Here is a 14,018-nt window from a genome sequence, read left to right as displayed (position 1 = left end):
TCTTTTCCTCTTCAAGCGACGTCGCCCATGGCTTGGGCGGCCAGGGCATTGTCGGTGTAGATCTCGGCGAAGCCGGCCCGGATCATCTCGCTGATCTCCTCCAGGCGGCGGGTGATGTGGCGGGTCATCAGCTGTGCTGCGGCCTCGGCGTCGCGGGCGCGCAGATGGCGGAGGATCTGCAGATGCTCCTGCTGCGTCGTCGGGCGGCGGCCCTTGCGCATGTCGATCCAGCGGATGAAGCGGACGCGCTCGTTCAGGGACCGCAGCGAGCGCACCATCTCCTCGTTCGCGGACAGCTGGGCCAGGCGCTCGTGGAACTGCTCGTCCAGCGCCAGCAGGCGCAGCGCCTGGATATCGTCGTCGGGCTCGTCGCGGCTGCGCTCGGCGAAGGCTTCGAGCGCGGCGAGCTCGGCATCGGTCGCGCGCTCGGCGGCCAGTCGCAGCGCGCCGACCTCGAGCATGGCGCGGTATTCGTAGAGGGTCAGCACCCGCTTCGGGTCCAGCGGCCGCACGGTGTAGCCGCGGTTGGCGGTCGCGATGAGAAAACCCTCGGCGGCCAGGCGGTTCAGCGCCTCGCGCAGGGGGGTGCGGCTGACACCGAGAGCGCGCGCGAGCTCGACCTCGTTGACCCGCTCCCCCGGCCGCAGCCGGTAGGTGACGGCCATGGCCTTGACCTGCTCATGCACCCGGTCGGCGGAGCGGCCGGGCGGGGTTGAGGCGGCGGCGGGAGCGGCGTCGTCAGCGGTCATGCTGGAGGGAAAAGTGAATACAGTTCTGAATACGTGTCAAGCCGGTGACGGCCTCGTCGCGGCGGCGCCCTTCCCCAGGACCTCGATTTCAGGGAAGGTGCCGGGAAATGCCGCGCAACGCCAAGGAACCCTGCCTGTGAGCGCCAGCCTGACCACCTCGCTCCTCGATTTCCGCCAGCCGGCCCGCGCGGGCGCATCGCTGGCCGCACTGGACTGGCTGCCAGGCGCTGGCCTGGCCGAAGGCCGGATGCTGCGCGACCAGCCGGAGCATGGCTATGCCGTGGCGGAGGCGGAGCTTTCGGCTTTCGCCGGCACGGTGCCGCCGCTCGGCAAGCATGTTTTCCTGCTGGTCCAGGCGGGCGCCGTCACGGTCGGCAGCGAGACCGTCGAGGCCGGCGAGACCATCGTGCTGCCGCGTGGCTTCGCGGGCGCCTGGGACAATGCCGCGGGCACCCGGCTGGTCGTCATGTCCTATGTCGGCGAAGCGCCGGGCGAGGGCGCGGCGCCGGCACCGGTGCGGCCGGACCTGACCTCGCCGCTCGAGCCCTGCGGCGGGCCCTCGGCCGCGCTGCTGACCACCACAGCGCCGCGCTGCGCCAAGCGGATGAGCTTCGAGGACAGCACCGAGCAGTTCGAGATCGGCGTCTGGGGCTCGACCCCCTATGCCCGCAAGCCGAACGCCTTTGGCCATGACGAGCTGATGTTCCTGCTGGAAGGCGCGGTGACCATCACCGATCCCGACGGCATCGCCTCGACCTTCCGGGCGGGCGAGGGCTTCCTGATCCCGCGCGGCACGCCCTGCGCCTGGGAGAACACGGTGCCGGTGAAGAAGGTCTTTGTCTGCTTCTCCGAGGCCTGAGGCGCGAGGGGGAGGTCACTCCCCCCGGATCCCCGCCGCCTGCACCACCTCCCGCCATTCCGCCAGCTCCCGGGTGACGCGGGCGGTCATGGCGGCAGGGGACAGGACATGCACCACCGCCCCCTGGCCCTCGGCGCGCCGGCGGAAGTCGGGGTCGAGCACCGCGGCGGCCACCGCCGCCTGCAGCCGGGCCAGCACCGGGGCCGGGGTGGCAGCGGGGGCGAAGACGGCGAACCAGGCCAGCAGCACGAAGCCCGGCAGGCCGGATTCCGCCAGCGTCGGCACCGCGGGCAGGGACGGGTGGCGTTCGGCCGAGGTGATGGCCAGCGCCTGCAGCGAGCCATCGGCGACATAGGGCATCAGCGGCGGCGGTGTCGTCATGAACAGCTGCACCCTGCCGGTCAGCAGGTCCTGCGTCGCCTGGCCGGTGCCGCGATAGGGCATGTGGCGGACATCGACCCTGGCGCGCAGCTTCCACAGCTCCATTCCCAGATGCTGGATCGAGCCGGGGCCGGAAGAGGCGAAGCGCAGCTCGCCCGGCCGCTCGCGGGCATAGTCGGCGAGCTCGGCGGCATTGGCCACCGGCACCGAGGGATGCGCGAACAGCACCTGCGGGCTGTCCAGCAGCAGGCCGACGGGGACGAAGTCGCGCAGCGGGTCGTAGCCGATCGCCGGCAGCATCGCCGGGATGGCGACATGGTAGCCGGAGTACTGCACCAGCAGGGTCAGCCCGTCGGGGCGGGCGGCGGCGACGGCGGCGGTGCCGGCGGCGCCATTGGCCCCGGCATGGTTCTCCACCGTGACCGGCTGGCCCAGCCGCCGCGCCAGCAGCGGCGCCAGCAGCCGGGCGGCGAAGTCGGTCGTGCCGGCGGGGGCGGTGGGCACCACCAGGACGACGCCGGCGGCCTCGCTCCCCGTCCCCATCACTGTCCCCATCACTGTCCCTGGCACCGGCCCGGCGCCGCCACCCATCAGCAGGCCGCTGGAACAGGCCGCCAGCAGCCGCCGCCGCGCCAACCCGCCCTGGCTTCCCGCCGCCCTGTCGTGCCGCACGCCTTTCCTCCGCCATCCGCGCCCGGGGCGAAGAAGGCACCGTTCCCGTCTTACGCCCGGTTAAGGGCCACCGGCCTATGCTGCCGGCATGCCGCCGTTCCACCGCCGCACGGCCCTTTTCCTGCTCCTGGCCGTCCAGGACCGCGCCAGGCCTGCCCGCGCCGCCCCGCATGAGGTGGCGGGCCGGGTGATCCATGTCCATGACGGCAGCAGCCTGACCCTGCTGCAGGCCAACCAGCAGCGGCTGCGCATGCGGCTGGCCGATATCGACACGCCGGCGCCGGACCAGCCCTTCGGCGAGCATGCCCGCCAGGCGTTGACCGCGCTCGCCTGGCAGCAGGAGGCCATCGGCCTGGTCACCGGCCTGGTCATCGGCATCGACGGGCAGCAGCAGCTGAGCGGCAAGCTCTTCGTCGCCGGCTACGAGGCCGGGCAGGTCATGCTGCGGCTCGGCGCCGCCTGGGTGTCGCGGCGGCAGCCGGAGGATCCGGTGCTGCTCTCGATCGAGGCCGAGGCGCGCCGCGCCGGGCGCGGGCTGTGGTCGCTGCCCGGCGGCGCGCGGCTGGCGCCCTGGACCTGGCCGCGCGGGGCCGGCAGCCGCGACTGAACCTCTTGCGCCGGCGCAGGCGGGCTCGGCAGGATCGGGCCGCATCCCTGCGTGAGGCACCCTGCATGCCGTCGGACCAGTTGCTGGCCCTGCCGCCGCCCGTCCTGCACCTGCCCTATGAGACCGGCGCCTTCCGCATGGCGCTGGGCCTGCAATCGGCGCCGGAGGCCGAGTGGCTGGAGATCGACGCCGAGTATCCTGACCAGCTTGCCGAGCGGGCGCGGCTGATCGCCACCCGCCGCGCCGAGGTGATCGAGGCCGTCCCCGGCACCGAAGCCGCCCAGCAGGAGCTTTTTTCCATCCTCGTCGCGCATCTGCCGCAGCGTTATCCGGGCTGGTTCGAGGCCGCGGGCGGGAGCCTGCAGAACCACCTCCTGGGCACGCGGCATCCGCTGAGCAGCGAGGATCCGCTCGCCGAGGCCGGACGCCTCGCCCAGGAGGATTTCTGCCTGCTGCAGCAGGAAGGCGAAGACATCCGGCTGGTCGGCGCCGTGCTCTGCTTTCCCAGCCGCTGGCGGCTGTCCGAGAAGATGGGCCGGCTGCTGGGGGCGGTGCATCGCCCGGTGCCCTTCTATGCCGAGAAGCTGGAGCGGCCGGTGGACCGCTTCCTCGGCCTGCTGAAGCCCGGGCGGCTGGCGGTGCGGTCGAACTGGTCGGTGATCGACGACCCGGCGCTGTTCCAGCCGACCGGCCATGGCCGCGCCGAGCCCGACAGCGCCATCACCGCCGCGAATGCCGGAAGCGACCTGGTGCTGCGGGTCGAGCGCCAGACCTTCCGCCGGCTGCCCGACAGCGGGCTGGTGGTCTTCGGCATCCGCCTGCATGTGACGCCGCTGGCGACCGTCACCGCCCGGCCCGGCGAGGCCGCCCGGCTGCGCGAGGCCGTGCTGGCCCTGCCGCCGGAGATGGAGCGCTACAAGAGCCTCTTGCCCTTCCGCCCGGCGCTGCTCGACTACCTCGAGGCCGAGGTGGCGCGCGGCGGCTGAAGCCCTGCCGCCGCGCGCCGATCGTCAGGCCGGGACCGCCGCGCGCGGCAGGGCCTCGGGCGGCAGGGTCTCGGCCAGGGCGTCGTCCACCGTCTCCAGCCAGACGAAGCGCAGCTTCGCCTTGACGCTGGCCGGGATGTCGTCCCAGTCCCGCTTGTTCCGCGCCGGCAGCATCACCGTGGTGATGCCGGCCCGCGCCGCGGCGGTGACCTTCTCGCGGATGCCGCCCACCGGCAGCACCAGCCCGCGCAGGCTGACCTCGCCGGTCATGGCGACCGCGGGCTCCACTGGCCGGCCCAGCAGCAGGGACGACAGCGACAGGAACATCGCGACGCCGGCCGAGGGCCCGTCCTTCGGCGTGGCGCCGGCGGGGACATGGACGTGGATGTCGCTGCGCTCGAAGACGGCGGGGTCGATGCCCAGCTTGTCCGCGCGCCCCTTCACCAAGGTCAGCGCCGCCTGGACGCTTTCCTTCATCACGTCGCCCAGCTGGCCGGTCAGGATCAGCCGACCGCTGCCGGGCACCCGCGTGCTCTCGACGAACAGAATGCTGCCGCCGACCGGCGTCCAGGCCAGCCCCGTCACCACCCCGGGCATCGCCTCCCGCCCCGCCACTTCCGGGTCGAAGCGGCTCGGCCCCAGGATGGACGACAGCGCCTCGGGCGGCAGCGGGATCGGCGTGGCCTCGCCCTCGGCGACGCGCATGGCGGCACTCCGCAGCACCGCGCCGATCTCCCGCTCCAGCCCGCGCACCCCGGCCTCCCGCGTATAATCCTCGACGATGCGGGTCAGCGTGTCTTCCGGCAGCGCCGCCTGGTCCGTCGCCAGCCCGTTCTGCTTCAGCTGCCGCGGCACCAGGTAGCGCCGCGCGATGGCCTGCTTCTCCTCGGCGGTGTAGCCGGACAGCTCGACGATCTCCATGCGGTCGCGCAGCGGCCCGGGGATGGTGTCCAGCTGGTTGGCCGTCGCGATGAACAGCACCCGGCTGAGGTCGAAAGGCACCCCCAGATAGGCGTCGCGGAAGGTCGAATTCTGCTCGGGGTCGAGCACCTCCAGCATCGCGGAGGCCGGGTCGCCCTGGAAGCCGCCGCCGCCGAGCTTGTCGATCTCATCCAGCAGCATCACCCCGTCGCGCGCCCCGGCGCGGCGGATGCCCTGGATGATGTTGCCCGGCAGCGCGCCGACATAGGTGCGCCGGTGGCCGCGGATCTCCGCCTCGTCATGCACGCCGCCCAGCGACACCCGCACGAAAGGCCGGTCCAGCGCATGCGCGATCGACTGGCCGAGCGAGGTTTTTCCAACCCCGGGCGGGCCGACGAAGCACAGGATCGGGCTGCGCCCTTCCGGGTTCAGCTTGCGCACCGCAAGAAACTCGAGAATGCGGCGCTTGATCTTCTCCAGCCCATGATGCTCCTCCTCAAGCACGGCGCGGGCGCGGGCGATGTCGATCGCCGCGGCCTCGCCGAGCGTCCAGGGCAGCTCCGCCAGGGTCTCCAGGTAGCTGCGCACCATGCCGGCCTCGCCGCTGCCCTCGGGCATCCGCTCGAGCCGGCGCAGCTCGCGCATCGCCTGCTTCTCGACATCCTCCGGCATGCCGGCGGCGGTCAGCTTCTCGCGCAGGGCGGCGACCTCCGGCCCCTGCTCGTCGCCCTCGCCGAGCTCCTTCTGGATGGTCTTCAGCTGCTCGCGCAGCATGAACTCGCGCTGGCGGCCTTCCATGGTCTCGCGCGTCTGCCGGCCGATATCGGCGGACAGCCGCAGCACCTCCAGCCGATAGGCCAGGTGCCACAGAACCCGGTCCAGCCGCGCCGGCAGCGCCAGCGTCTCCAGGATCTCCTGCTTCTGCGGCAGGGTGACGTCGATCAGCGCGGCGACGGTGTCGGCGAGCGGCCCCGGCTCCTCCAGCCCCTGCAGCGAGGCGATCAGCTCGGGCGGCGCCTGGCCGATCAGCCGCAGCGCCTCCAGCGCCTGCTCGCGCAGGCGGTGCATCCGCGCGGCGAGCTCGGTGCTGGCGGACGCCGCCGCATCCGGCAACCGCTCGACCCGGACGCTGCCGGGCTCGGCTTCAGCGAGCAGGCGCACGCGCCCCACGCCCTGCAGGATCGCGGTATGCGTGCGGCCGTCGGGCGAGGTGACATAGCGCAGCAGCCGCGCCTCGGTGCCGATGCCGTGCAGGTCCTCCAGCGCCTGGCCGCTGCGGCCCTCGCGCTGCAGCGCCACGGCCAGGGGCCGCCCCTGCCGCGCCGCCTCCTGCAGCGCAGCCGCGCTGCCCGCCTGGTCCGCCGAGACCGGCACCACCATGCCCGGAAACAGCACCAGATCGGGCAGCCCGACCAGGATCAGCGTGTCGCTCGGGGTCGAGGAAGAAGAATGCGTGTCCATGTCAGGCCACCTTCCGCAGCACGATGGTCAGGCAGCCATCGGCCAGCTCGCGCCGCGACAATTCGAATGTTCCGGGGGGCAGGGCGACGCGCCGCTCGAAGCGGCCCTGCGGCAGCTCCATGCGGTGCACCCGCGCGCTGCGCAGCGCCGGCGGCAGGCGGCGCAGGCCCTGGATGGCGATCTCGCCGCCGCCCACCACCAGCTCCACGTCATTCGCCGCGACGCCCGGCAGCGCCACCACGATCACCAGCGCGCCCTCGGTCTCCAGCAGGTCGACCGGCGGCTCCCAGCCGGCGGCGACCGGCTGGAAGAAGCCGCGGCGCAGCTGCTCGGCACGGCTCATCAGGGCAAGGGCATCGGCCCACATCAGATGGGCGGGGGGTCTCGACATCGGCTCGGCCTCTCCATGCCGCCGCTTGGGCGGCCACGGACCTAAAGGGCAAGATACTCAGGCGAGCAGATGGGAAGCAGCCCAGGGCACGCCAAGCATCCGGCTGGAGCATGGCCGCAACGCGAAACCGCGATCTTGAAAGTTCATGCGCAACAAACGAAGTAAAGGAAAGAAAGGCTCGCGGGAGAAAGAATTCTCCCTCCAGGCCTCCCTCATCTTCTTCTTTCAGTCGGCGCCCTGCTCCAGCGCGGGGCGCTTCTTGGCGCGGGGTTCGGTCAGCAGCGCCACCATCACGGTCATGGCGATGAAGACGAAGCCGAGCAGGAACACCCACTCCGGGCGGCCGTGGTCCAGCAGCCAGCCGAAGATCAGCGGACCCACCGCGCCGCCGATGTTGAAGCCGGTCGAGACGATGCCGAAGGTGCGGCCCACCGCCTCCGGGGGCGATGCGGCGCGCACCAGCATGTCGCGCGACGGGGTGATCAGCCCGGACAGGAAGCCGGCCAGGCCGAAGACCGGCACCAGCACCAGCGGCGGCAGGGGCACCAGCGCCACCAGCAGCACCAGCAGCCCGGCGCCGCCCAGCGACAGCGCCGCCACCGCGCCGTGGTGCCGCGTGCGGTCGGCGACGATGCCGCCGGCCAGCACGCCGAAGGCGCTCAGCAGCAGATAGGCGGTCAGCGCCACATTGGCCGGGCCCAGCGCCACGCCATAGCCGGCGCTCAGCGCGGCCACCGAGAAATTCTGCATCGCGCCGTTCGACAGGCTGAGCAGCATGAAGAGCAGCGTCAGCGCCAGGATCGCCCCCGACAGCACGGCGCCCGGGGCGGCAGCGGCGGCCCGGGCCCTGGCGACCTTCGGCGCCGCCGGCTGCACCGACGGATCGGCGCGCAGCAGGGGCAGGGCGGCGACGAAGCCGGTGGCGCCGGCCACCACCAGCGCCGTCTCCAGCCCGAAGCCGGCGGCCAGGCCGAGCACCAGCGGCGGCGCGATGGCGCCGCCGAAGAAGCCGGCGAAGGTGTGGATCGAGAAGGCGCGCCCCATCCGCTCCTCGCCGATGCCCTTGGACAGCAGCGCGTAGTCCGCCGGGTGGTAGACGCTGTTGGCCATGCCGGCCAGGGCGGCGGCCACCAGCAGCCAGTAGTAGCTGCCGAACAGCCCCACCGAGACGAAGGCGAAGGAGCCGAGGCACAGCCCGCCCACCAACAGCCGCCGCGGCCCGACCCGGTCGACCAGGAAGCCGACCGGCGTCTGGGTCAGCGCCGAGACCACGTTGAAGATGGTCAGCGCCAGGCCGAGCTCGACGAAGCTCACCCCCATGCTGTCGCGCAGCAGGGGGAAGAGCGGCGGCAGGATCAGGATATGCAGGTGGCTGACCAGATGCGCGCCGGAGATCTTGGTGAGTAGCAGGCGCTCGTGCCGATCCATTCCTGGCTTTCCTCGCTTTTGGCGTGAGCCTAGGCCCCGGCCGCGGCCCCGACCAGACGGCGGCGCGACATCGCTGCCATGACGGCCGCGTCCGGCGGGGCGGCTGGATCGCGGGATGCGGCTTTGCCGGGACGCGGAAGCGTGGAACTCTTCCGCCGCCGGACGCAGAGCCGGGGTGCAGAGAGGAAACGCCGCCATGAAGCGCAGGAATTTTTCCCGATTGATGCTGCTGGCCTCCACCGCCGCCACCACCGCGGGCGGCGCCGCCGTTGCCCAAGGCAACGCCGTCACCAACGCCGCCATGGGGGCCGCTCTGCCGCCGGGCCAGGGCTGGGTCACCGCCTGGGCCGGCTCGGTGCAGGGTCCCTATCCGATCGGCAATCCCTCGGCCCAGCCGAACCAGTCCTTCGCCTTCCCCGACCCTGCCCAGGGCGCCCGCGACCAGAGCTTCCGCCTGGTGGTCCGCCCCGACCTCTGGGGCCGCAGCGCCCGGCTGCGCTTCTCCAACGCCTTCGGCTCGCGGCCGCTGCGCATCGGCGGCGTCCATGCCGGGCTGCAGCTCGGCGGCGGCGCCCTGGTGCCGGGCACCAACCGGGCGGTGCGCTTCGGCGGCCAGAATGGCGTGACCATCGCGCCCGGCGGCCAGGTGTGGTCGGACGCGGTCGAGCTGCCCTTCGCCCAGGACCCCGACAGCCCGCTGCTGGCCGGGCGCAAGCTGGCCGTCTCCTTCGCCGTCGAGGGCAGCAGCGGTCCGATGACCTGGCACGCCAAGGCGTTGCAGACCTCCTATGTCTCGCCCCCCGGCAGCGGCGCGCATGGCGCCGAGGAAGGGGAGGAAAGCTTCCCCTATTCCACCGCCTCCTGGTTCTTCCTGGACGCGGTCGACATGACGGCGCCCGCCGGCACGCCGGTCATCGTCTGCTTCGGCGATTCCATCACCGACGGCACCGCCTCCACCATGAACGGCGACGACCGCTGGCCGGACGTGCTGTCGCGCCGGCTGCATGCCCGCCTCGGCAACCGGGTCGCCGTGGTCAATGCCGGCATCGGCGGCAACCAGGTGGTGGGCCCGGCAGACTATTCCGTGGAGAAGCCTTTCCCCGGCGGCCCCTCGGCCCTGGCCCGGCTGGAGCGCGACGTTATCAGCCTCTCCGGGGTGCGGACGCTGATCTGGCTGGAGGGCACCAACGACTTCAGCCGCAACGGCAATGCGACGCTGGAGGCGGTGCAGGACGGCATGCGCCAGGGGGTGCGCCGGCTGCGCGACGCCATCCCCGGCATCCGCCTGGTGGCGGCGACGGTGACCCCGGCGCTGGGCAGCAGCAGCCCGGCGCATGGCCATGCCGAGCAGGACGAGAAGCGGCGCGGGCTGAACGCCTTCCTGACCTCCCCGGGCCTGTTCGACGCGGTGGTCGACTTCGATGCCGTCACCCGCGATCCGGCCAGCGGCGGGCTGCGGCCAGAGATGGTGCCGGATTCCACCACGGGCGCCGCCGGCGACAAGCTGCATCCCAACCGCGCCGGCTACCTGGCCATGGGCAGCGCCATCGCCCCCGCCGCGGTGCTGCCGCCGCGCTGACCCAGCGACACGGCGACGCCTTAGCAGCCCCGGCCTCGGCCGGGGCTTTTTGCGGCCGCGTGCCGGGACCGATGCCTGATCGCCGCGATCCCGCCACGCTGTAGCGTGGGTTTCGTCCCGGTTTTTCATGACCTTGCGGCACGGATGCGGCGCCGGCGCCACAGCGCGTGACATTTCTGCACCTCCGCCGGAAACATTCATTGCATCTGATAGTCATTCTTAGTTATGCGGCGGCATGTCACCCACCGGGCCATCCGGGAAGCCCCTTGGCTTCCTGATCCAGGACCCGCCAGGAGAAACTGGGATGCTGTCGCTCTCCTCCGGATCAGACGCCCGCCGCGGCCGCCGGCGCCTGCTCGGCCTGCTCGCCGCCACGGCGCTGTCGCCGGTCGCGGCCTTCGCGCAGGCGCCGGCGCAAGCTCCCGCCCAGATGATCCTGCCCGATGTCGACGTCTCCACCCAGGCCGAGCGCGCGCTCGACCCGGTGCGCGGCTTCGTCGCCCGCCAGGAGATCACCGGCAGCAAGACCGACACGCCGCTGATCGAGAACCCGCAGTCGATCTCGGTGGTGCCGCGCGACCAGATCGACGCCCGCCAGGCGCAGACGCTGGGCGAGGCGCTGCGCTACACCGCCGGCGTCCGCGGCGAGAACTACGGCACCGACAGCCGCACCGACTGGTTCCAGATCCGCGGCTTCAACGCCCAGGACAACGGCATCTTCCTGAACGGCCTGCGCTACAACACCGGCTATGCCGGCACCGCCTTCGAGACCTACGGGCTCGAGCGCTACGAGGTGATGCGCGGCCCGACCTCCGTCCTCTATGGCCAGATCGCCCCGGGCGGCCTGGTCAACATGGTGCAGCGCCGGCCGAGCGACGTCCCCGCCGGCGAGGTCCGCCTGACCACCGGCAGCCATGGCCGGCTGCAGGCCCAGGGCACGGCGACCGGCGCGCTGACGCCGGACGGGCAGTGGCTCTACGGCATCACCGGCCTGGTGCGCGACAGCGACACGGCGGTGGACCAGGTCAAGGACGACCGCATCTTCGTGGCGCCGTCGCTGACCTTCCGCCCGACCGACAACACCCAGCTGACGGTGATGACCTACTACCAGCGCGACCGCACCTCGGGGAACCAGTTCCTCCCCTATGAGGGCACGGTGGTGCCGACCATCAACGGCCGCATCGCCCGCGACCGCTTCACCGGCGAGCCGAACTTCGATCGCTTCAACCGCACCCAGGTGGGCGTCGGCTACGAATTCTCGCACCGCTTCGACAATGTCTGGTCGGTGCAGCAGAACCTGCGCTACTCGCGCGCCAGCATCAACTGGGACCAGGTCTATGGCGGCGGGCTGCAGGCCGACCAGCGCACGCTGAACCGCTTCAACTACCGCGCCAATATCGACACCAACGCGATCCAGGTGGACAACCAGGTCAAGGCCGAGTTCACCACCGGCGCGCTGCGCCACACGGTGCTGGCCGGCTTCGACTACAGCCAGATCAACTACCGCAACGCGCAGCAGTTCTCGAACGGCACCGGGCTCGACGTCTTCCGCCCGGTCTATGGCGCCCCGGTCGGCGCGCTGCCGACGCCCTATGACAATGTCCGCCAGGTGAACAGCCAGTACGGGCTCTACCTGCAGGACCAGATGCGCCTCGACCGCCTGGTGCTGCTGGCCGGCATCCGCCAGGACTGGGCCTATTCCGACATCGAGGACCGCGACGCCGGCGGCGCCCGCCGCTACCAGAACGACGACGCCTTCACCTGGCGGCTGGGCGCGCTCTACCTCTTCGACAACGGCCTCGCCCCTTATGCCTCCTATGCCCGCTCCTTCCAGCCGCAGATCGGCACCGACGGCGCCGGCAATGCCTGGAAGCCGCTGGAGGGCGAGCAGTATGAGGTGGGCATCAAGCTGCAGCCGACCGGCATGCGTAGCTTCGTCCAGCTGGCCGCCTTCCACCTGACCCAGGCGAACACCCTGACCGCCGATCCAAGCTTCGCCTTCCAGCAGGTGGCGGTGGGCGAGATCCGGGTGCGCGGCGTCGAGCTCGACGGCGTCGCCGAGCTCGGCAATGGCGTCAGCGTCATCGGCCAGGCCTCGATGCTCGATCCGGAGATCACCAAGAGCAACACCACGGGCGAGGTGGGCAACCGCCCGGCCGGCGTGTCGAAGCTGAATGCCGGCCTCTATGCCGAATACACCTTCGTCCACTTCGCGAAGCCGCTGTCGGGCCTGACCATCGGCGCCGGCTTCCGCTACCTGGGCAACACCGCGACCGACAACGTCAACGGCCGCGTCGTGCCCTCGACCACGCTGTTCGATGCCGGGCTGCGCTACGACCTGTCGCATTTCTCGGAGACCATGAAGGGCTTCGAGTTCTCGCTGACCGGCAGCAACCTGGCCGACACCCGCTATGTCGGCCGCTGCTCGGGCGTGAATGGCTGCTTCTACGGCAACCGCCTGAACGTGCTGGCGAGCCTGGCCTACCGCTGGTAAGCGGGACGCCTTTCCAGAACAGGCCCGGGGGAGCGATCCCCCGGGCCTTTTTCATTCGACGCTGACGCTGATGCTGCGGCCGCTTTCGGCGAAGGGCAGCCGCAGCTCGATGCGGTGGCGCCCCGGGCGCAGCGGCCACCAGACGGTCTCGCCGGGGGCCGCGGTGGCGAAGGGCTCGCCATCGACCAGCCAGAGCACCTGCTGGGTCCCCGGCGGCGCGCTGGCCCGCAGCCGCAGCCGGGCGAGGGCCGGCGGCGTCTCCGGGTTGCGCCAGATCCGGCTGTTGTTCTCGGGCGACAGGATGGCGAGGCTCGACGGCACCGCCGCCGCCGGCGCGCTGGCCCGGATCACCGGTGGCGTCGCCCCCGGCGCCAGCCATTCCACCAGCACCTGGCGGCATTGCCCCTCGTCGGGCGCCCCGCTCTCGGCGCAGAGGGAAGACGGCGCGCTGTCCTTCGGCGCCGGCAGGTGGCCGGCGACCAGGGCGTCCGGCGTCGCCGCGTGCAGCGCCAGCATCGCCGCCTGCACCAGGGGGCCGGCGCCATTGGCCCCGCCCAGCCCCTGCATCGGCCCGGCATCGGCACGGCCGACCCAGCCGCCGACCAGCCAGTCCGCCGACCAGGCCAGCATCCAGCCGTCGCGATAGCCCTGCGACGTCCCGGTCTTCAGCGCCACCGGGAAGGGAAACTCCGTGTGGCCGTAGCGCGGAAAGCTCGGCAGCCGCGCCTGGGGATCGGAGAGGAACAGCCCGATCTGCCGCGCCGCATCGGCCGCCAGGATGCGCTGGGGGCGGGGCCGCGGCTGGCCGTCATACCAGCGCAGGCCCTGCATCACCCCGTCATCCGCCAGCGCCGCATAGGCGCTCATCAGCCGGTCCATCCGCGTCGGTAGCCCGCCGATCGCCAGCGCCAGCCCATAATACGCCCCCGTATTCTTTTCAGTGGTCAGGCCCAGCGTATGAAAATGGTCGAGCGCCGTCTCCAGCCCGACCCGGCGCAGCAGGGTCACCGCCGGCACGTTGCGCGAATTGGCCAGGGCCTGGCGCGGGAGCAGCGGCCCCAGGAACTGCCCGTCGGCATTGCCGATGCCCGAGGCGCCATCCGGCACGTCGGCCATGATCTCTGTGGGTGTCAGCTGTCCGCGTTGCAGCGCCAGCCCGAAGAGAAACGGCTTCAGCGTGCTGCCCGGCGAGCGCAGCGCCGCGGTATAGTCGAAGCCGCCCCCGGGCGTGCCGGCGCCCGCCGAGGTGATCGCCACCCGCACCCGGTTGTCGGCGCGGCTGACGGCCATCAGCGCGAATTGCTCGGCGCCGGCCTCGGCCAAGGGCGGCCAGTGGGTCGCCACCAGCCGCCGCAGCCGCGCCTGCAATCCAAGATCGATGCTGGCGCGCAGCCGCGGCTCGGCGGGGTCGAGGCCTTCGGCGCCTTCTTCCGCGAGCGTCCGTTGCAGCCGCAGCACCAGGCCGAGATCCTCTGGCCGGCGCGGCGCCG

Annotated in this window: 11 protein-coding genes; 5 read left to right on the top strand and 6 right to left on the bottom strand. The window is 72.0% G+C overall.

Features of this window, described 5'->3' with window-relative positions; genetic code table 11:
* Positions 1–11 precede the first annotated feature (11 nt).
* Positions 12–749, bottom strand: a complete 738-nt coding sequence (locus tag BKE38_RS08440) for a GntR family transcriptional regulator (protein WP_076956882.1) — start codon at positions 747–749, stop codon at positions 12–14.
* A gap of 136 nt (positions 750–885) precedes the next feature.
* On the opposite strand from BKE38_RS08440, the gene BKE38_RS08435 reads away from it, so the two are divergent.
* Positions 886–1,608, top strand: coding sequence for a cupin domain-containing protein (locus tag BKE38_RS08435; RefSeq protein WP_076956881.1), 723 nt, complete (start codon positions 886–888; stop codon positions 1,606–1,608).
* 15 nt (positions 1,609–1,623) lie between these two features.
* On the opposite strand, the gene BKE38_RS08430 is transcribed toward BKE38_RS08435, so the two are convergent.
* Complete coding sequence (locus BKE38_RS08430) at positions 1,624–2,661, bottom strand: Bug family tripartite tricarboxylate transporter substrate binding protein (protein ID WP_076956880.1); 1,038 nt, start codon at positions 2,659–2,661, stop codon at positions 1,624–1,626.
* An 88-nt stretch (positions 2,662–2,749) separates the two neighbouring features.
* Between BKE38_RS08430 and BKE38_RS08425 the strand changes: the two genes are divergently transcribed.
* Positions 2,750–3,268 (top strand): thermonuclease family protein, encoded by a 519-nt coding sequence (locus BKE38_RS08425; RefSeq protein WP_083747387.1) that lies wholly within the window; start codon positions 2,750–2,752, stop codon positions 3,266–3,268.
* A 65-nt stretch (positions 3,269–3,333) separates the two neighbouring features.
* Positions 3,334–4,254 (top strand): heme-dependent oxidative N-demethylase family protein, encoded by a 921-nt coding sequence (locus BKE38_RS08420; protein WP_076956879.1) that lies wholly within the window; start codon positions 3,334–3,336, stop codon positions 4,252–4,254.
* Between the two features lie 24 nt (positions 4,255–4,278).
* Here the strand turns inward: BKE38_RS08420 and lon are convergent, their stop codons facing one another.
* The 3 genes from lon to BKE38_RS08405 all read right to left on the bottom strand — a co-directional run bounded on the left by lon (position 4,279) and on the right by BKE38_RS08405 (position 8,455).
* On the bottom strand, positions 4,279–6,636 hold the full coding sequence (gene lon / locus BKE38_RS08415; protein WP_076956878.1) for an endopeptidase La: 2,358 nt from the start codon (positions 6,634–6,636) through the stop codon (positions 4,279–4,281).
* 1 nt (position 6,637) lies between these two features.
* Positions 6,638–7,027, bottom strand: coding sequence for an Hsp20/alpha crystallin family protein (locus BKE38_RS08410; RefSeq protein ID WP_076956877.1), 390 nt, complete (start codon positions 7,025–7,027; stop codon positions 6,638–6,640).
* A gap of 225 nt (positions 7,028–7,252) precedes the next feature.
* Positions 7,253–8,455 (bottom strand): MFS transporter, encoded by a 1,203-nt coding sequence (locus BKE38_RS08405; protein WP_076956876.1) that lies wholly within the window; start codon positions 8,453–8,455, stop codon positions 7,253–7,255.
* 196 nt (positions 8,456–8,651) lie between these two features.
* Between BKE38_RS08405 and BKE38_RS08400 the strand changes: the two genes are divergently transcribed.
* A complete protein-coding gene (locus BKE38_RS08400) occupies positions 8,652–10,034 on the top strand; it encodes a GDSL-type esterase/lipase family protein (protein ID WP_207553530.1) in 1,383 nt (460 codons plus the stop codon).
* 304 nt (positions 10,035–10,338) lie between these two features.
* Complete coding sequence (locus tag BKE38_RS08395; protein ID WP_076956874.1) at positions 10,339–12,528, top strand: TonB-dependent siderophore receptor; 2,190 nt, start codon at positions 10,339–10,341, stop codon at positions 12,526–12,528.
* A gap of 51 nt (positions 12,529–12,579) precedes the next feature.
* On the opposite strand, the gene BKE38_RS08390 is transcribed toward BKE38_RS08395, so the two are convergent.
* On the bottom strand, positions 12,580–14,018 hold a 1,439-nt coding region (locus tag BKE38_RS08390), incomplete at its 5' end, for a penicillin-binding transpeptidase domain-containing protein (protein ID WP_278247611.1).

Origin of the sequence: Teichococcus deserti (assembly GCF_001982615.1) — a bacterium.
Taxonomy (GTDB): Bacteria; Pseudomonadota; Alphaproteobacteria; order Acetobacterales; family Acetobacteraceae; genus Pseudoroseomonas; species Pseudoroseomonas deserti.
This window is presented reverse-complemented; position numbering and strand designations above follow the sequence as displayed.